Here is an 18,726-nt window from a genome sequence, read left to right as displayed (position 1 = left end):
AACGATAGTTAAATAGTGAAATACGCAATCAAAATTATTTTCAACAGCTTAATAAAATATTCATTGAAATTGATTAAATTTCCTATTAATATTTTTAAAATACTATTTTAATATAAATAAGATATGAAAGCTAAATTAGTAACCGACAAATTAAACACTCAAGAGCCTACATCAGACACTAATTATTTTGATTTAATAACATTATTTTTCATCATTGGTTTTCTAATTATTGATTTTTTACCACAATTTAGGAGTATTGAAATTATTGCTCCCCAATATTTATACTTATCAATACTAAATATAAGTATAGGAGTTTTTATATATTATAATCCTGCCATTCTTACTCAAAATTTAATTTCCATCTATAAAAAAAGCCATATAGTTAAAGCCTGCTTGCTGTTTATTGTATTTTCTGGTGTTTCTTTATTCGCAGCTAGAAATCTATCTTTAGGCATAGTCAATCTAATAAGAATCGTCATTGTTTTTTGTACATTAATTAACTTATCAATTTTATTAAATAACCGACTACACCTAATTTACAAAATTACGTTTCTTATTGGTATCAGCATTTTTATTCAATCATTTCAAGCGTTTTACGATTTTGTTCAATTTTCAAAAACAGATTCGATTTTACATGCTTTAGCTAATTTAAAAGGAAACACTGGAAATATCAATATATTTTCGGCCAGTTTAAGTATCAAAATCCCTTTCTTACTCATAGGAATAGTTCATTTTACAAAATGGAAAAAATGGTTTTTGGTTTTTGTATTATTATTGGCGACAGTTCTTATTTTTTTAACAGGATCAAGAGCAGCATTTTTAAGTTTATTCTTTGAAACACTTATATTTATTCTATTGTATCTAAAGATAAATCCACTGAATAAAATAAATATTTTAACTGTTTCCTACATTATTGTTCCCCTTATCATTTCATTTTTTACAGCCAATCTAATTTTCGAAAAAGGAAAAGGAACAGGTCGATATGAATCTGTTTCAAGTAGAGTAACACAAGTTGGTAATGTAAAAGATGCTTCCATACATGAAAGATTATTGTATTGGAACAACGCATTAAAAATGATTAAAAATAAACCCTTACTGGGCATAGGATTAGGGAACTGGCAAATAGAATCCATTCCTTATGAGAGAAAAACAAATAATGATCATACTATTTCAGCCAATACACACAATGATTTTCTTGAAATCACCGCTGAAACAGGTATTTTAAATGGTTTACTTTATTTGTATATATTTATTATTGCTTTCTGTTTAAATTTAAAAATATTTTTTAAATCGGAAAATCGTGAGCTAACAATAATTGCAATACTTTCTACTTTGCTTTTATTATCTTACGGTATCGATGCTACCTTCAATTTTCCCATGTATAGACCAACAATGCAATTATGGTTTTCATTTTTTCTCGCTTTATCAATTATTAATACTTCATCATCCGAAGAGTTCTTAAAAAGTTATTCTGCTACTAGAACTTCTACTTTTATAATAATCATTTCCCTTTTTACTCTTTATTTTTCTTTTAAAACTTTTAAAGCATATCAGTTGGAAAATGATATTAAAGCTAATTTTCAAACCAACAAATTTACTTTAAGGGCTGATGAAATTGCCCATAATTTACCGCAATATCCTAATGTATTTAGTACTAGTGAACCTTTCGCGACCTATGCTGGAAAATATTATATTGAAGAAAAAAATTATAAACAGGCTTCAAAATATTTGAATATTGGCAATAAAATAAATCCATATCTTGGACGAACAGAGCTTTACAAACATCTCATTGCAACAGGAGAGGGTAGAAATGATAGTGCCTATTTTTACGCCAAAAAAGCTTTAGATATTAGACCTCGAAATAGAGATTATTACATTGCTGCAATTAACTCGGGAATGAATTTAAAAGATACTACAGGAATAATTAAAATTCACAATATCTATACACAGTATAACAATTATCCGGAAGTATGGATAAATACTTCCAGTGCGCTAAATCAATCAGGATATAATAATAAAAAACTGATTTCTTTTATTGACAAAGGATTAAAAACATTTCCTGGCGACAGTCTTTTAAGTGAAAGAAAAAAAATATTTGAAAAGAACATTTTTGAAAATCAAGCGATGCTATTTTTTAATAATTTAAAGTACGACAAAGCTTTAGACTCCTATAAAAAAGCGTTAAATAAAGATCCCAATAATGTTTTCCTCATGCAAAATATTGGAATATGCTTTTATAACTTAAAACAATATTTGAATGCCATTTCTTACTTGAAAAAATCATTAATTTCTGCAGATTTAAAAGATGGAAAAGCAGAATATCTTATAGGTATGAGTTACTTTTTGATAAAAAATAAAGAAAATTGCTGTAAATATTTAAATTTAGCGAAAAATAAAAATTATGGCAATGCCCAAGAAATTATGGCACAAGAATGCAAATAATCCAATTATCATTTCTTAAAACCGTTCTCTCGATTATTTATAAAAATGGATTTAAAAGCTAATTAAAACTCCATAAAGCATTATTCAAAAAAATGACATCTTGTGTTTTTTCAAATATTTTTTTTATTAATTGTGATATTTTTGTCTAATTATTGAGCAATTTTTAAATACTATTTAGCAAAAATTGCCTTATTTTGCGCTTTCAATTAATCAACAAAGATGCAAACGATTCAAGCCAATAATTACCCAATCTATTTCAATGAAAAAGGATATGAAGCACTTAACCTTTATCTGAAAGAAAATAAGTATTCCAATATATTTATAATTGTAGATAGTAATACCAACGAATTTTGTTTGCCAAAGTTCTTGCCCTTTTTAGAAACGGAACTCACTATTGAAATAATTGAATTTGAAGCAGGAGAATCAAATAAAAACATTGAAACTTGTGTTCAAATTTGGAATGTCCTTACGGAACTTGGTGCCGACAGAAAAACTCTTGTAATTAATTTAGGTGGTGGCGTTGTAACGGATTTGGGCGGTTTTGTAGCTTCAACATTTAAGCGCGGCGTTGACTTTATTCATATTCCCACTACATTACTTTCTATGGTTGATGCATCCGTAGGTGGCAAAAACGGCGTCGATTTAGGAAATTTAAAAAACCAAATAGGAGTTATAAATGTTCCTCAAATGGTGCTTATCGACACACAATATCTAGATACTTTACCACAAAATGAAATGCGCTCCGGACTTGCCGAAATGCTGAAACATGGATTGATCTACGATAAGGGATATTGGGAGCAATTTTTAGATCTAAAAGCCATAGATTTTGCTGACTTTGATGAATTAATATACCGATCAGTGGAAATAAAAAACGAAATTGTTTTGCAAGATCCAACAGAGAAAAACATTCGAAAATCATTAAATTTTGGGCATACATTGGGTCACGCCATCGAAAGTTATTTTTTGGAAAATGAAAACAAGACCACTTTATTGCATGGAGAAGCGATAGCCGTCGGAATGATATTGGAAAGTTATATCTCTTTGGATAAAAAACTGATCAATCAGGAGGAGTATACCGAAATAAAATCAGCGATAAAGGGCATTTATGAAGATATTCTATTTGATGAAAATGATATAGAACCCATCTTGGAACTCCTTATTCATGACAAAAAAAATGAATATGGAAACATCCAGTTTGCATTAATTGAGGGAATAGGAAAAATAAAAATTAATCAATCAGTTGAAAATGAATTAATTCTTAGAGCCTTCCAAGATTATAAATCATAATTTTATTTTTAATAAAAAGGATTGCTTTACGTATATAATATTTTTTACATTTGCCACGATGAAAAAAAGTCAAAACAAAAGAAATTATAGTTCGAATAAAAACAGAAACAACATGTCTTTTCTAAGAATGTTGAAGCGTTTTTATTCCATTAAAGGGAACTTTAGTTTTGATATTTTCCAATATCTGAAAGCAGATCATGAAAAGCTACAAATTATATATGCTAATATTCGAGTTTGAATTTTAGATTAGTTTATTTTTACATTAAATTCAATCTAAAACATTAAAAACCAAATGAATACAAAATATTCTGACTTAATAAATCAAACTTATTATTTCCCCCAAGACGAGTTTACATTAAACAAAGATAATCTTCTGTTTCACAATATCGATTTGATGAAACTTGTTGAAAAATACGGTACGCCATTAAAATTTACCTATTTACCTCAAATTTCCAATAATATTAACAAAGCCAAAAGCTGGTTTCGTAAATCAATGGAGAAAAATAAGTACGAGGCAAAATATTATTATTGCTATTGTACAAAAAGCTCTCATTTTGAATTTATAATGAATGAAGCTTTCAAAAATAATATTCACATTGAAACTTCTTCTGCTTTTGATATTAATATTGTTGAAAATCTATTGGCAAACGGTAAAATCAACAAAAGCACCTACATAATATGCAATGGTTTCAAAAGAGATCAGTATGTGGAAAACATTGCTCGATTAGTCAATAATGGGCATAAAAATGCCATTCCAATTATTGATAATTTTGAAGAGCTTGATTTGCTTCAAGGGCAAATTAAAGGGAAATTCAAAATAGGAATCCGTATTGCCGCTGAAGAAGAACCTAAATTTGAGTTTTATACTTCTCGTTTAGGAATTGGATATAAAAACATTGTTCCTTTTTATAAAAAAGAAATCAAAGAAAATAAGAATTTGGAACTTAAAATGTTGCACTTTTTTATCAATACCGGTATCAATGACAATGCTTATTACTGGAATGAACTAGTAAAATGTATCAAAGTGTATGTGGCACTGAAGAAAGAATGTCCTAGCTTAGATGGTTTGAATATTGGTGGAGGTTTTCCTATCAAAAATTCATTGGCATTTGAATATGACTATCAATATATGATTGACGAAATTATCAATCAGATAAAAATCGCTTGTGATGAAGCTGAAGTTGATGTTCCAAATATTTTTACAGAATTTGGTTCTTTTACGGTAGGTGAAAGTGGTGGCGCAATTTATCAGATATTATATCAAAAACAACAAAATGACAGGGAAAAATGGAACATGATTGATTCTTCTTTCATTACCACACTTCCTGACACTTGGGCAATCAATAAGCGTTTTATTATGTTGGCTGTCAATCGCTGGAATGAAACTTACGAACGGGTTTTACTGGGCGGACTGACTTGTGACAGCGATGATTATTACAATTCAGAGCAAAATATGAATGCCATATATTTACCAAAATACAATAAAGAAAAACCATTATATATTGGATTTTTCAACACAGGAGCGTATCAGGAAACTATAGGTGGATACGGCGGATTACATCACTGCTTGATTCCACAACCAAAACATATCTTAATTGATCGTGATGAAAATGGAATTTTGGCAACCGAAGTATTTTCAGAACAACAAACATCACAGGACGTTTTAAAAATTTTAGGTTACGATAGAAAATAAATAATCAAATACACAATTAGTCAATTTAAAAATTATTATATTTGAGTGTAACCATTCAATGAATTGATTTTTAAATCTTTAAATCCAATAAAATGAGTAAAGGACCTATCAGTCAGTTTATTGAAAAGCATTATTTGCATTTCAATTCTGCATCTTTAGTTGATGCTGCCAAGGCATACGAACAACAATTAGCAAATGGTGCCAAAATGATGGTGAGCATGGCTGGTGCGATGAGTACTGCCGAAATTGGAAAGATTTTTTCAGAAATTATTCGTCAGGATAAAGTTCATATTATTTCTTGTACGGGCGCAAATCTTGAAGAAGATATTATGAATCTCGTGGCACATTCTCATTATGAAAGAGTTCCAAATTATAGAGATTTGACTCCACAAGATGAATGGGATTTATTAGAAAGAGGATTAAATCGAGTAACTGATACTTGTATTCCAGAGCATGAAGCATTCCGTCGTTTGCAAAAACATATTTTCAAGATATGGAAAGATGCAGATGATAAAGGAGAAAGATATTTTCCACATGAATTTATGTACAAAATGTTGCTTTCAGGGGTTCTTGAAGAATATTACGAAATTGATTTAAAAGACAGTTGGATGTATGCAGCTGCTGAGAAGAACTTACCTATTATTGTACCAGGATGGGAAGACAGTACTATGGGAAACATTTTTGCTTCGTATGTAATTAAAGGAGAACTGAAAGCTTCCACAATGAAATCAGGTATTGAATATATGGTTTTCTTATCAGACTGGTATCCGAAAAATAGTTCCAATGGTGTAGGTTTCTTTCAAATTGGCGGTGGAATTGCAGGTGATTTCCCAATCTGCGTGGTTCCAATGTTATACCAAGATATGGAAATGCATGACATTCCTTTCTGGAGTTATTTTTGTCAGATTTCAGATTCAACGACCAGTTATGGTTCGTATTCTGGAGCGGTACCGAATGAAAAAATTACTTGGGGTAAATTAGATATAAAAACGCCAAAGTTTATTATTGAGTCCGATGCTACAATTGTGGCACCTTTAATTTTTGCTTATTTATTAGATTTATAGAATAACTATATGAAAAGAGTAATTGTAGATTACGCAAAACTTACCAATGAAATTTTGAATCTTTTGGTGGAAAGATTTCCTGATGGATATGATGATTCTAACATCATTCGTTTTAGAAATGCTAAAAACGAATTAATTGAAGCTGTAGAAGTTCGTACTGAAGATACTATTTATTTAGTAAAAGTCAGTACAAAACTTGCTGACAGAATTGAAAATTACGATGAAGATGATGAAATTGATAATGTTGTAGAACCAATAAGCGGAATCGAGCTTGATGATGACGATGCAATTGAAGATGATGACGAAGATGAAAATCTTGACAAGCCAGATTCTGATTCAGAAGACGGGGATGATGATGACGATGATAAAGAAGAAAAAGTACTTTCTGACGAATACGACGACGAAGACGAGGATTAATACTATTCTGGCTATAAACATAAAAGGAACTCGTTGAGAGTTCCTTTTTTTATTCCCTTTGATTCAAAATATAAGCCTAAATGACAACATCTATTTTACATGCCTCGCTCAAAGAAAACTTTGGTTTTGAAAAATTCAGACCCAATCAGGAAGATATTATAAACTGTATTCTTAGTGGCCAAGATACATTGGCAATTATGCCAACAGGTGGAGGAAAATCAATCTGTTTTCAACTTCCAGCATTGCTTTTACCGGGAATTACAATCGTAATCTCTCCATTAATTGCTTTAATGAAAGACCAAGTCGATAGTTTAAAAGCGAATGATATTCCCGCCTGTTTTATCAATAGCAGTCAAACTGAAGCGGAACAGCAATTTTATATGGAGAGCTTAAAATCGAATATAATCAAGTTAGTTTATATAGCTCCTGAAAGTTTGTCATATCTCGATGGTATTTTCAATCAACTTACGGTAAGCCTTATTGCCATTGACGAAGCGCATTGTATTTCGGCTTGGGGGCATGACTTTCGTCCTGCATATACCAATTTAGGTTATTTAAAAAAACGCTTCCCTTCTACTCCAATCTTAGCTTTAACTGCCACAGCGGATAAAGCTACACGTAAGGATATTAGTGATCAATTAAATTTAGTAAATCCTAAAATATTCGTAGCCTCATTTGATAGAAAAAATTTAAGTTTAGAAGTCCGTCCCGCTTTAGACAGAGTAAAACAAATTATAGATTTCATCAAAGAAAAGCCAAATGAGTCTGGTATTGTTTATTGCTTAAGTCGAAAAACTACCGAAGAACTTGCCGAAAAATTGCAGAAAATCGGTATCAATGCAAAAGCCTATCATGCAGGTTTAGATAATAAAATCCGCTCCAAAACCCAAGATGAATTTATTAATGATGATTGTCAGGTGGTTTGTGCTACAATAGCTTTTGGGATGGGAATTGATAAATCAAATGTTCGCTGGGTAATTCACTATAATTTACCAAAAAATATTGAAGGATATTATCAGGAAATTGGTCGTGCCGGTCGGGACGGATTACCTTCTGAAACGGTATTGTTCGAAAGTTACGGCGATGTAATTCAACTACAGAAATTTGCCTCTCAAGGCTTGAACGCTGAAGTGCAATTGGCCAAATTAGAAAGAATGAAGCAATATGCTGATGCTTTGAGTTGCCGAAGAAAAATATTGCTTTCTTATTTTGGGGAATTGGTTACCGAAAATTGTGGGAATTGCGATATTTGTAAAAATCCACCTGCGTTCTTCGATGGAACTATAATTGCTCAAAAAGCATTATCCGCGATTATTCGTTTGAAAGAAACCGAACCTCTACCAATAATCATTGACTTTTTACGCGGATCAAAAAACGCCTATATTTTCGAAAAAGAATATCAAAATCTGAAAACGTATGGCGTGGGTAGCGATATCTCTTGGCACGATTGGAATCAATACATTATTCAGCTAATAAATCAAGGGATTTGCGAAATCGCTTTCCACCAACAAAATAAAATCCGACTAACATCCTTAGCCGCTGAAGTTCTATTTGAAGGAGAAAAAGTACAATTGACAACGGTTCAGAAAATCAATATTGATAAATCCGATATTAAAGAAGTTAAAACTAAAGCTGCTGCTAATTCTCTTTTTGAAACACTTAGAAAACTACGTTACGAAATTTCCAAAAAAGAAAATGTTCCTGCCTATGTCATTTTTAGTGATGCGGCTTTACGCCAAATGGAAACCGAAAGACCTATGAGCGATGAGGAATTAATAGCGATTGATGGTGTTGGGAAAGCAAAACTTGAAAAATATGGAGATGCTTTTATAAAAGCTATTATTGATTTTCAGCAATCTAAAAATAGTAAAAAAAAGAAAGAAGCAACCACATATAAAGAAACTCTAATTTTATTCCAAGACGGTCTTTCTGCCGAAGAAATTTCTGTTAAAAGAAAATTAGGTCTTGCAACAATCATTTCTCACTTAGCTAAATTATATGTTGATGGACATCAAATTGATTTAAGTGAATTTGCATCGAAAGGTGAAGTTTCAAAAATTAGAGCAGCACAAATAGAACTGGAATTTCCCACTACCTTAAAGCCTTATTTTGATTTTTTTGAAGAACAAATTTCCTATGATAAAATAAGAATTGGTTTGGCAATAATTGAAAAAGAAAAAAGTATTTTAAATTAACATGATAAACTCGTTCCCTGCTTTTGTAAATTCTTCGACTGAAATTTTAATTTTGGGAACTATGCCTGGAGTCGCATCACTAACCAAGCAAGAATATTATGCACACCCAAGAAATCATTTTTGGAAAATAATCTATACGCTTTTAAGTAATTCAACAATTTCGCCAATTTTCGAAGAAAAAATAGAACTGCTACAAACTAATAAAATTGGAATATGGGACGTACTGGAAAATTGTGAAAGAAAAGGAAGTTTGGACATTCATATTAAAAATCAAAAAGAAAATGATTTTGACGCTTTATTGAGAGAGTTTCCATTAATAAAAAAAATAGTTTTCAACGGAAAAGAAAGTCATAGATTTTTTTTGAAAAAATTTGGACAAATAGAAGGCATTACTTATTATGTAATGCCTTCAACCAGTCCTGCTAATACAATGTCTTTTGAAAATAAATTGAAAATTTGGTCTGCATTTTTAGACTAAATTATAAATATCTTTCTTGAAAAACTTTTTGATGATGTTTTTGATGTCCAATGATAATAAAACCAATCGCACGTACGGAAACCTCCGCATTAGATGCAACTCCTATTCTTCCCAACTGTTCTTCTGAAAAACTTTTAAAAAGTAATAAGGTAGATTGTCTTACCGCAGAAAGCTCCATCAATAAATCCTGAATGCTTCTACCATTAGCATTTGTATTTTCAACATAATCATTCTCTTCAAAACCCTGTAAAGGCGTTTTGTCATTTCGAGAAATTCTCATCGCACGATAACTAAAAACTCTTTCAGCGTCAATTAGGTGCTGAATAATATCTTTAATAGTCCATTTTCCTTCGGCATAACGAAAATCAAATTTGTCCATAGGGATGTTTTGTACAAATCTGATGAAATCATGTAAGCAAATTTCTAACTCTTCTATCAATTCTACATTTTGTAAAGCGTTAATATATGGAGAATAAAATTTGGCATATTCGTTTACTGGCAATTGATTTGAATTCATATTTTTTATTTTTAGGCTGAATTTCGACTTGCATTAGTATTTCCAAAAAGTGAACGTGTAACAATTTTCTCATACACTTTTATTAAATTCTCATCAGGGTTTTTGTCCTTATTAAGTTCATTAATTTTCAATAAAGCATATTGTTGTATTGTCAACAATGGCAATACAATACGCTCTCTTATCGCTATTGAAGCTTTACCATCAGGATAATTTTCCATGAGCTCTTTATGACCCGCTATTTTCAATAATAACCTTTTGCTTTCTAAAAATTCATCATAGATAATCTGCCAAAACTCCCCAAATTCAGGATCTTTTTTCATGTAAGCAGTCAATGGGAAAAATGATTTAGCCAATGACATCATACTGTTTTCAAGCAGCGTTTTAAAAAATAACGAGTTGTCATATAAATCTTGTACTTTATCCCATTGATTGGTTTCTTCAAAATACTTCAACGCAGTTCCCACTCCAAAAAAACCAGGCACGTTCTGTTTTAGCTGACTCCAAGATCCTACAAAAGGAATTGCACGCAAATCAGCAAAATCTAAACTTTCAGATTTACTTCGTTTTGAAGGTCGGCTTCCTATATTTGTTTTAGCATAATATTTTAAAGTACTCATTTGTTCCAAATATGGAATAAATTTAGGGTGATTCTTGAAACTTAAATATTTCTCATAGCCTAAACCAGCTAATTTATCTAAAATATCTTTTTCATTAATTGTCAATTCATTTTGACCTTTATTAAAAACCTGATTCGTAACACCGGCGCTTAATAAATTCTCGAGGTTATATCTACACGAATCCAAAGTTCCAAAATTTGAACTTATCGTTTGTCCTTGAACGGTAATTTGAATCTCGTTATTTTCTATATTAGGACCTAGTGAAGCATAAAATTTATGCGTTTTTCCGCCTCCACGAGCTGGAGGGCCGCCACGTCCATCGAAGAATATAGCTTTTACACCATATTTTCTCGAAATTTCAGTCAGCTCTTCTTTGGCTTTGTAAATACTCCAATTAGCCATTAAATACCCACCATCTTTTGTACCATCAGAAAAACCAAGCATGATTGTTTGCTTCATCGATCTATTTGCCAAATGCTCCGAGTAAGCAGGATTAGTATACAATTTCTCCATTATGGCATGTGCATTTTGCAAATCATCAACTGATTCAAAAAGCGGAATAATATCAACCGATGGATTTTCCCAATTACTCAATCGGAAAAGCGCCAAAGTTTCCATTACATTAAGTGCGCTTTCATTATTACTAATTATATAGCGATTAGCACCGTATTCACCATTTTGCTCCTGTATCGTTTTTATCGCTTGAATAGATTCGATAGTAGATTTAGTAATTTCATTTTCAAATACAGTAGGATCAAGATTAGCTGTTGTATTAGACAACACAACAAACTTTTCTTCTTCCTTTAAATCAAAATAATTTTCAGGAAAAACAGACGAATTGGATTGTAAAAAATATTTTACAACATCTTCAAAAACACTATCGTGAATTTTACTGTTTTGGCGAATGTCTAAAGAAGCAAAATGAAAACCAAACAAATTCACTTTAATAAGAAGCGCATCAACTTCATCTAAGTATAATGATTGATGTTGATCTATTATAATCTGTTTTATTTTATTTAATTGTGCTTTAAATTCATTCAAAGTAAGATAAATTTCACCTCGGGAATAAAAAACAGACCTATAAAGTTTATATTCAAGTTCGGAAACCAAAATATCTACACCTGAGAAAGTTAGTTTTCTTTTTAAATTTCTAATTTCAATATAATAGCATTTTAATATTGAAGTTCTCAAACGCTCCGCGACTTTCAAAGTAATCTCGGTAGTTACAAATGGATTACCATCACGATCACCACCTGGCCAAAATCCAAGTTTAATTAATGGGTTATTAATTGATTTTCCTTCAAAAATATTCTTTTGAAGGTATTGCACCATTTCTCCAGAAGTTTGATAAAATACATTTTCAAGATACCAAATCAAGCTGACCGCTTCATCAAAAGGATTCGGTTTTTCGTTCTTAATAAAAGGAGTTTTGCCTAACTGAGCTAATAATTGCTTAATATCAAACAAGTTATTTTGTCGAATAGCATCCGTTAAATCATTGATAATACCCAAAACTGCTCCAGGATAAAACTGAGTTGGATGCGCAGTTAAAACCGTTCTTACATTGAAGTTTTCTAAAAAATGAATCAACTCATCCTCTTTGTCTTTATCATCTAATTTTTCTTTAATATCTCTCAAAGACCCCCTTCCTTCCATATTGTTTACGACAGGAAAAGCGGCATCTTCAATGGCATCAAATAAAACAATTTGACGCTCGATATATTGAATAAAACGAAACATTAAATCAATTTTTTCTTCTTCAGAAGCGCTATTCAAATATTTTTCCGCAAAAAAATCAAGTATTTCTTTTGGTGTTTCTTGTTTTTTAAAACCGACGTCACAAATGTCTGTAAATAAGGGAAGTAAAACACCTGTATTACCTATAGAATCAAAAGGCAACGTTATAAAAACACTGTTATAAATGTGATATTTTGATAGAACGTCTTGGTTGAAACGTTCAATTTTTGGTAGTGTATACATAATCTAGTTGTAGTTGGTTTAATAGAAAAATTTGTGATAAAAAAAACCCCAAGAATTAACTTGAGGTTATATTTTAAAATATAGCATTCAAGATTAATTACATATTTTTAAAAATAGTATGCATTAACCGCTTCTTATCATTGATACTTTCTTCAAGCGAAATCATAGTCTCCGTTCTGTAAACACCGTCAATATCATCAATCATAAAGATTACATCTTTAGCATGCTTAGTATCTTTAGCTCTAATTTTACAGAAAATGTTGAATTTACCTGTTGTTACAGAGGCTACAGTCACATAAGGAATTTCATTAATTCTTTCTAAAACAAACTTCGTTTGAGATGTATTATTAAGAAAAACACCAACGTAGGCGATAAATGAATACCCTAATTTATCATAATCAAGAACTAAAGAAGATCCCATAATAATTCCTGCATCTTCCATTTTTTTAACTCTGACATGAACAGTTCCCGCAGAAATCAACAATTTTTTTGCAATATCTGTAAATGGAACTCTTGTATTATCTATCAACATATCTAATATCTGGTGATCTACTTCATCTAAACGAAACTTACTCATAATTCTTTAATTTATATTTATAATCACTATAACAAAGTATAAAAATATACATAAAAAACAACAAATCGATACTAAAATTATCTTTTTATCATTCCGTTAACAAATTTTATGTTATTATCTAAATAAAAATCAGCTTTTTGATTTAATTTCGGAATGTCATCAAGATCATCTCTATATAGCGCTCCGTTAGCATCATATTCAAAATGACCAAAATAATTTTCCAAATTGCCTATTTGTGTTATGTAGGCATTAAAACTAATCTGATTTTCAATTAATTCCTCTTTGTATTGTGCTGCAAAATTGGTGATTATTTCATTACCATCATAATTTATCTTGATGTTTTTGTATATAAAATCATAAAAAACCACTTTATTTTGAGGAATATTCAAATATTTGTTAATTCCATTAACAACTATAACGTTTTCGCAAAGTGTCATAAATCCGGAAATTAACGCCATGAAAACATATTTTCGTGTTTCTTCTCTCTGATAATCATTTGGAAAATGCCCTGCTTCAAATAATAAAGTGGGCACTCCTAAATATTGAAAGGTATCTCCAATGCAATTAATGTTAAACGAATCATCAAAACGCCCAATCTGATTTGGTAAATATTCCTGAAGAACTTCATTTATCGCAGCAATTAAGTTAATCGCCTTCAATCTGGAGTCATTTATTTCCCGTTCTTCATTATAAGAAGGGGCCAAAAAAGATAATGTAGCCGGCATCCCAATATCGCTTACGCCAAAGATAGTTCGCTGATCATGAAGATTAAAGCAGTAATGAGGTTGGAATTCTTCAAAAACCGCTCTCAATAACTTACTTTCAGGCTGAGACAGGATTTGAGAATCTCTATTCAAATCTACTTTATTAGCATTTTCCCGAGTATATAACTTCGCTCCATCAGGATTTAACATTGGAATACAGCAAAAAGTAAATGCGTTCAGCATTTTCTTTGCCAGTTCTGAATCACTTTTCAATACGCTTACAAAATCAAAAAGCGCTTTAGTTGTCGTACTTTCATTTCCATGCATTTGTGACCAAAGAAAAATTCTGGTTTTCCCAACGCCAATTTGATACGTATAAATCGGCTTCTTGAGTACCGATTCACCAATAATTTTGAGTTCGTTATTGGTGTTTAATTTGTGTAATAAAGGTTCAATTGAATCTAAAGAAAGGTAACGACCTTGAATAGATTCTTCTTTATATTCTATAAATAACTCTTCTAAATTCATACCCTATTATTTGATTTACAAAAGTAAACATCTTTATATTTACATTTGTAAACACTTTTGTTATGGAATATTTTAGAGATGTAAACATCTTTATTGGTTTTATTAGGCTGATTAGATTGGTTATTATTAACAATTGTTATTTACTTATAAATATGAATGCTAACATTTAATTATCAATAATTTACGATATTTTAATTAAATTAAAACTTTACGTTTTTTATCTAAAAAACATGTATTTACACTTGTAATTTTGGTTATTCTATTTGATTTGATTACATTTGTAAATAGATAGCTTTTAAATATAATTTACAATGGTAAACATAGAGGATTTCATAAAAAGATTAGAAATTATACTAGATTATTACAGTCTGAACGCATCGTCATTTGCCGATAAAATTGGCGTACAGCGTTCTAGTTTGTCTCACCTCCTTTCGGGAAGAAACAAACCAAGCTTAGATTTTATTCTTAAAATTTTAGAGGTTTTTCCAGAAGTGGATTTGTATTGGATTTTAAATGGTAAAGGAACATTTCCAAAAAATACTATTGCTGTTGAAAAAAGAGAAAACCAAGTGGAGGACGTTTCAAAGCAAAATAGCTCCACTACTTCAAAAGAAGAATCAATTCCGGAAAATTTATTTTCGGAAATACAGCATCCAATAAATTTAAATTCATCGGAAACAAAAAAAGTAGAAAATCAAAATTCTATAATAAATTCCACTTCAAGCGAAGTGGAAAAAATTGTATTCTTTTATAAAAATGGAACTTTTAAAGTTTTTAATCCAAATTAAAATAGACTAGAGAAAAAATCAATGAATGAGTAGAAAATACTCTATTTACAGCATGTACCCTTTTTCAGCGTCTTTACCAAGTACTCCGATAAAATGATTTTTCAAAATAATTAAATCAGCTTCTATATTTCCGCTGGGAATTAATGGTTGACCAAAATTGACTTCTTTTTTACCAAAATCAAAAGCTACGGGAATTATTGGAACATTTGCTTTCAAAGCAATATAATAAAATCCAGTTTTAAGTTCAGTTACTTTTTTACGAGTTCCCTCTGGCGCTACTGCAAGTCGAAATGTACTTCTTCGGTTAAAAATTTCTGCGATCGAATCTACTTTATTTAACCCTCCCGCTCTATCTAAGGGTTCGCCTCCCATGTACCTGAAATAAAAACCTAAAGGAAAGCGGAATAATTCTTTTTTACCCACCCAATTCATCTCTAAACCTGTAATTCCTCTGGTAAAAATACCCAAATAAAAATCGTGCGCACTCGTGTGAGGCATTACCATCATTACACATTTCTTGATAGCTGGATCTATTGAGCCTTCAATTTTCCAACCCATAAGTCTGAAAAATATCCATTCGTACAATTGTTTCTTCATTCTTATAATTATTTTAATACAAAATAAATAATTTAAATCTTATTTTTGAGGAAAACTGCCACTTATGATTAAAAAACTTTTCAGTTACCTTATTCCTATAAAAATATATCAGGCAAAATCAGCGGTAAGTAAATCTATTGAAGTTACTTGGGCAAATGGTGAGTTGGTCTTAGATTCGGAAAATGCTAATTATTCCTATGGGAGTTTGCAACGTATTTTACGCATTGGTTTAAAAAAAATCGGTTTTGAAAAGATTGTAGCCATGGATTCAATTTTAATTCTTGGCGTTGCCGGCGGAAGCGTTATAAAAACATTGGTAGATGAAATTAAATTTGAAGGGCAAATCACTGGAGTCGAAATTGACCCTGAAATAATCAAAGTAGCAAATAAATATTTTAAGCTTGAGGAAATTAAGAACCTAGAAATTGTTATTGAAGATGCTTTTGAATTTGTTTTAAAAACCAAAGAAAAATACGATTTGATAATTATAGATATTTTTCAGGATACTACTATGCCAAACTTTTTATTTGAAACGTTTTTCATCAATCGTATCTGTTTTCATTTAAAAAATAAAGGGTTCGTCCTTTTCAACACTATGATTTTGAATGAAAATCAAAATCAAAGAAATAAAAAATATGTGTCTGAATTTTATGCGCATCAATTCAAAATTAAAACTATTCCTAGAATTGAAATTCATAATGAATTGATAGTAATTGAAAAACTGGTGTGATAAAAACTCACCTTGTCATTCCGAATTTCACGAAGTATCTGCTGGAAATGGCTTTTTCCTTTTATAGTTCTGTAAATTATTTTGTATATTAGAGTGGGATTACCCAAATGAAAATTAAATGAAAAAAATTATAAAAAAACTTTTCTTAGGAAATATTTCTAAGGTTCCAAAACCCGAGTTTAATCCTATTCAGAAGCGAATACAAAATATTAAAGCGATTTGGAATAACGACCATCAAGATGATAATGGTATAGAAAAAATGGTGCGTTTGTTTCTTTCCTCCTCTCAATTACTTTTTCCTGGAATATATATCAAATATTTTGCTTTTAAGAAGGGAATCGAATACGAGGATTTAGCGGTGGATTTTTATGTTTTGTTAAAAGTTGTATTTCCTTTAATTATCCTGGTAAACGGTGTAGAAAACAACCACTTCCTTATTGCCCTACTAGTTTATGTACTGCTAGAAACAATATTGTATATTCCCACCTTAATTTTTGCTTCTGATTTGTTTTCTAAACCACGTTCCTATAAAAGATCGATGTTATTACTTTTCTTTAATTATATGGAAATTGTTTTTGCTTATGCCGTACTTTATTCTTGCGACAGTTATTTGAATAAACCTTTCATTAATTGGTTTGACGCCGTCTATTTTAGTATAATAACTTCTTCCTCTATTGGATATGGCGATTTTTATCCGGTAACTACCGAAGGTAAATTCCTAGTCAGCACTCAAGCCTTGTTATTTTTATTTTTTGTCGTCTTATTTTTAAATTTTTTCTCTACCAAAATAAAATCAAAAGGGTATTTTGAGCAGGAAAACGAAAACTAACTTACAACATCAATCTTGCTTTTTGCAAATCTTCTAGTGTGTCAATTCCAATTCCCACATGAGTAGTTTCGACCATTTTGATGCGTTTTCCAAATTCCAAATAACGCAATTGCTCCAGTTTTTCGGATGCCTCCAATGATTTCATAGGTAAACTGTAAAAATCTAATAACGCCTGTTTTCTAAAAGCATAAATGCCAATATGTTGAAAATATCGAACACCCACATTTTTCTCTCTCGGATACGGAATTACTGAACGAGAAAAGTACAATGCAAATCCGTTTTGATCCACCACTACTTTTACATTGTTAGGATTATTGATTTCTTCTTCGTCTTTGATTTCACGCATCAAGGAAGCTAAATCTACCTCTTTTGCCAAATCTTTTCTGAAAATCTCAATCAATTCCAGCAACGGTTCGGTATTAATAAAAGGTTCATCTCCCTGCACATTTACCACAATTTCAACGTCAAGATTTGCAACGGCTTCAGCAATGCGGTCGCTTCCTGATTCGTGTTCTTTGATACTCATAATGGCTTTTCCGCCATTAGAAACAATTTCATCATAAATCAAATCCGAATCAGTCACCACAAAAACATCATCGAACAATTGCGTGTTTATGGCGGCTTCGTACGTTCTTAAAATCACGGTTTTACCTCCTAAATCCTGTATCAGTTTTGCTGGAAATCGTGTAGAAGCGTATCGTGCGGGTATGACTGCTATTATTTTCATTTTGTTTTTTATTTCTGTTGAAACAATTGTTTGTAATTTGGTCTTAGATTACTTTTTCAATATTTGCCAAATTAGTAAACCAATATTTATAAGTCCAATACCAATATTAATACGAGTGAATAATTGGTTTTGCCTATCATTTTTTATATTTTGTTTGGCAATTTTCTTACTGAGTTTGTTGGCTTTTATATTAGATATTGCAAGTTTATTTTCAAGCTCTTCCTTTTGAAGATGATTTTCCTCTTTATTTCTCTCAGTTTTTTCAAGTTCTTTAAAACCGCCTTTTTCCAAAAATAACTTTGTGCTAATATTCGGAATAATTAATGAAGCATCATTTGTCAAAATAAATTCCAAAACAGAATTAGAATGATCTTGCATCTCCTTAAAAATATGTTCTATTTCTTCCTCTGATTTGTTGGGCAATAGATTCTTTGAAATCTCATATGCAGAAGAAGGTTCGCCAAAACCTTTTGATAAACTATACTCTAAAATTTTGTCCTTTATTTCGATATTGTTCATCATTTAATGCACTATTTTTAATGTTGTTTCTCCTAAT

The 18,726-nt window shown here is 30.8% G+C and carries 17 protein-coding genes; 10 read left to right on the top strand and 7 right to left on the bottom strand.

Annotation, left to right across the window (positions count from 1 at the left end; translation table 11 throughout):
* Window positions 1-123: 123 nt before the first annotated feature.
* The 7 genes from H4V97_RS02070 to H4V97_RS02040 all read left to right on the top strand — a co-directional run bounded on the left by H4V97_RS02070 (window position 124) and on the right by H4V97_RS02040 (window position 9,576).
* Window positions 124-2,442 (top strand): O-antigen ligase family protein, encoded by a 2,319-nt coding sequence (locus H4V97_RS02070; protein ID WP_209548771.1) that lies wholly within the window; start codon window positions 124-126, stop codon window positions 2,440-2,442.
* A gap of 219 nt (window positions 2,443-2,661) precedes the next feature.
* Window positions 2,662-3,729: a 3-dehydroquinate synthase gene (gene aroB, locus H4V97_RS02065; RefSeq protein ID WP_209548770.1), complete on the top strand. Its 1,068-nt coding sequence runs from the start codon at window positions 2,662-2,664 to the stop codon at window positions 3,727-3,729.
* A gap of 292 nt (window positions 3,730-4,021) precedes the next feature.
* Window positions 4,022-5,422 carry an arginine decarboxylase gene (locus H4V97_RS02060; RefSeq protein WP_209548769.1) on the top strand — a complete coding sequence of 467 codons (1,401 nt, stop codon included), beginning with the start codon at window positions 4,022-4,024 and terminating at the stop codon, window positions 5,420-5,422.
* Between the two features lie 92 nt (window positions 5,423-5,514).
* The gene (locus H4V97_RS02055) at window positions 5,515-6,486 is read left to right on the top strand and encodes a deoxyhypusine synthase family protein (RefSeq protein WP_209548768.1); all 972 of its coding nucleotides are present in this window, start codon (window positions 5,515-5,517) and stop codon (window positions 6,484-6,486) included.
* Between the two features lie 9 nt (window positions 6,487-6,495).
* On the top strand, window positions 6,496-6,903 hold the full coding sequence (locus tag H4V97_RS02050) for a DNA primase (RefSeq protein ID WP_196850739.1): 408 nt from the start codon (window positions 6,496-6,498) through the stop codon (window positions 6,901-6,903).
* An 80-nt stretch (window positions 6,904-6,983) separates the two neighbouring features.
* A complete protein-coding gene (recQ, locus tag H4V97_RS02045; protein ID WP_209548767.1) occupies window positions 6,984-9,098 on the top strand; it encodes a DNA helicase RecQ in 2,115 nt (704 codons plus the stop codon).
* A gap of 1 nt (window position 9,099) precedes the next feature.
* Window positions 9,100-9,576: a DNA-deoxyinosine glycosylase gene (locus tag H4V97_RS02040; RefSeq protein WP_209548766.1), complete on the top strand. Its 477-nt coding sequence runs from the start codon at window positions 9,100-9,102 to the stop codon at window positions 9,574-9,576.
* Between the two features lies 1 nt (window position 9,577).
* Here H4V97_RS02040 and H4V97_RS02035 read toward each other — a convergent pair whose 3' ends face one another.
* The 4 genes from H4V97_RS02035 to H4V97_RS02020 all read right to left on the bottom strand — a co-directional run bounded on the left by H4V97_RS02035 (window position 9,578) and on the right by H4V97_RS02020 (window position 14,499).
* A complete protein-coding gene (locus H4V97_RS02035; protein ID WP_209548765.1) occupies window positions 9,578-10,093 on the bottom strand; it encodes a DinB family protein in 516 nt (171 codons plus the stop codon).
* 11 nt (window positions 10,094-10,104) lie between these two features.
* On the bottom strand, window positions 10,105-12,690 hold the full coding sequence (locus H4V97_RS02030; protein ID WP_209548764.1) for a phosphoenolpyruvate carboxylase: 2,586 nt from the start codon (window positions 12,688-12,690) through the stop codon (window positions 10,105-10,107).
* A gap of 97 nt (window positions 12,691-12,787) precedes the next feature.
* On the bottom strand, window positions 12,788-13,267 hold the full coding sequence (locus H4V97_RS02025; RefSeq protein WP_066082003.1) for an Lrp/AsnC family transcriptional regulator: 480 nt from the start codon (window positions 13,265-13,267) through the stop codon (window positions 12,788-12,790).
* 77 nt (window positions 13,268-13,344) lie between these two features.
* Window positions 13,345-14,499, bottom strand: a complete 1,155-nt coding sequence (locus H4V97_RS02020) for a M14 metallopeptidase family protein (protein WP_196850734.1) — start codon at window positions 14,497-14,499, stop codon at window positions 13,345-13,347.
* A 311-nt stretch (window positions 14,500-14,810) separates the two neighbouring features.
* Here H4V97_RS02020 and H4V97_RS02015 point away from each other — a divergent pair, with 311 nt between their 5' ends.
* Entirely contained in the window at window positions 14,811-15,287 is a 477-nt protein-coding gene (locus H4V97_RS02015; protein ID WP_196850733.1) for a helix-turn-helix domain-containing protein, read from the top strand.
* Window positions 15,288-15,332: 45 nt separating this feature from the next.
* Here the strand turns inward: H4V97_RS02015 and H4V97_RS02010 are convergent, their stop codons facing one another.
* Entirely contained in the window at window positions 15,333-15,884 is a 552-nt protein-coding gene (locus H4V97_RS02010; protein WP_196850732.1) for a 1-acyl-sn-glycerol-3-phosphate acyltransferase, read from the bottom strand.
* 64 nt (window positions 15,885-15,948) lie between these two features.
* Between H4V97_RS02010 and H4V97_RS02005 the strand changes: the two genes are divergently transcribed.
* Together H4V97_RS02005 and H4V97_RS02000 are read left to right on the top strand one after the other, a co-directional pair.
* The gene (locus H4V97_RS02005; RefSeq protein WP_196850731.1) at window positions 15,949-16,614 is read left to right on the top strand and encodes a spermidine synthase; all 666 of its coding nucleotides are present in this window, start codon (window positions 15,949-15,951) and stop codon (window positions 16,612-16,614) included.
* 118 nt (window positions 16,615-16,732) lie between these two features.
* On the top strand, window positions 16,733-17,443 hold the full coding sequence (locus H4V97_RS02000; protein WP_196850730.1) for a potassium channel family protein: 711 nt from the start codon (window positions 16,733-16,735) through the stop codon (window positions 17,441-17,443).
* A 1-nt stretch (window position 17,444) separates the two neighbouring features.
* Here H4V97_RS02000 and kdsB read toward each other — a convergent pair whose 3' ends face one another.
* Both kdsB and H4V97_RS01990 read right to left on the bottom strand, forming a co-directional pair.
* Window positions 17,445-18,170: a 3-deoxy-manno-octulosonate cytidylyltransferase gene (kdsB, locus tag H4V97_RS01995; RefSeq protein WP_196850729.1), complete on the bottom strand. Its 726-nt coding sequence runs from the start codon at window positions 18,168-18,170 to the stop codon at window positions 17,445-17,447.
* 48 nt (window positions 18,171-18,218) lie between these two features.
* Window positions 18,219-18,692: a hypothetical protein gene (locus tag H4V97_RS01990; RefSeq protein ID WP_196850728.1), complete on the bottom strand. Its 474-nt coding sequence runs from the start codon at window positions 18,690-18,692 to the stop codon at window positions 18,219-18,221.
* Window positions 18,693-18,726 lie beyond the last annotated feature (34 nt).

Source organism: Flavobacterium sp. CG_23.5 (genome assembly GCF_017875765.1).
Classification (GTDB): Bacteria; Bacteroidota; Bacteroidia; order Flavobacteriales; family Flavobacteriaceae; genus Flavobacterium.
Note: the sequence above shows the minus strand (reverse complement) of the source record. Positions and strands in the feature narration are given on the sequence as shown.

Coding starts and splice junctions, on each gene's coding strand:
- H4V97_RS02035 (WP_209548765.1), bottom strand. CDS start 10,093: ATGAATTCAAATCAATTGCCAGTAAACGAATATGCCAAATTTTATTCT.
- H4V97_RS02030 (WP_209548764.1), bottom strand. CDS start 12,690: ATGTATACACTACCAAAAATTGAACGTTTCAACCAAGACGTTCTATCA.
- H4V97_RS02005 (WP_196850731.1), top strand. CDS start 15,949: ATGATTAAAAAACTTTTCAGTTACCTTATTCCTATAAAAATATATCAG.
- aroB (WP_209548770.1), top strand. CDS start 2,662: ATGCAAACGATTCAAGCCAATAATTACCCAATCTATTTCAATGAAAAA.
- H4V97_RS02020 (WP_196850734.1), bottom strand. CDS start 14,499: ATGAATTTAGAAGAGTTATTTATAGAATATAAAGAAGAATCTATTCAA.
- H4V97_RS02040 (WP_209548766.1), top strand. CDS start 9,100: ATGATAAACTCGTTCCCTGCTTTTGTAAATTCTTCGACTGAAATTTTA.
- H4V97_RS02060 (WP_209548769.1), top strand. CDS start 4,022: ATGAATACAAAATATTCTGACTTAATAAATCAAACTTATTATTTCCCC.
- H4V97_RS02055 (WP_209548768.1), top strand. CDS start 5,515: ATGAGTAAAGGACCTATCAGTCAGTTTATTGAAAAGCATTATTTGCAT.
- H4V97_RS02015 (WP_196850733.1), top strand. CDS start 14,811: ATGGTAAACATAGAGGATTTCATAAAAAGATTAGAAATTATACTAGAT.
- H4V97_RS01990 (WP_196850728.1), bottom strand. CDS start 18,692: ATGATGAACAATATCGAAATAAAGGACAAAATTTTAGAGTATAGTTTA.
- kdsB (WP_196850729.1), bottom strand. CDS start 18,170: ATGAAAATAATAGCAGTCATACCCGCACGATACGCTTCTACACGATTT.
- H4V97_RS02010 (WP_196850732.1), bottom strand. CDS start 15,884: ATGAAGAAACAATTGTACGAATGGATATTTTTCAGACTTATGGGTTGG.
- H4V97_RS02025 (WP_066082003.1), bottom strand. CDS start 13,267: ATGAGTAAGTTTCGTTTAGATGAAGTAGATCACCAGATATTAGATATG.
- H4V97_RS02000 (WP_196850730.1), top strand. CDS start 16,733: ATGAAAAAAATTATAAAAAAACTTTTCTTAGGAAATATTTCTAAGGTT.
- H4V97_RS02050 (WP_196850739.1), top strand. CDS start 6,496: ATGAAAAGAGTAATTGTAGATTACGCAAAACTTACCAATGAAATTTTG.
- recQ (WP_209548767.1), top strand. CDS start 6,984: ATGACAACATCTATTTTACATGCCTCGCTCAAAGAAAACTTTGGTTTT.
- H4V97_RS02070 (WP_209548771.1), top strand. CDS start 124: ATGAAAGCTAAATTAGTAACCGACAAATTAAACACTCAAGAGCCTACA.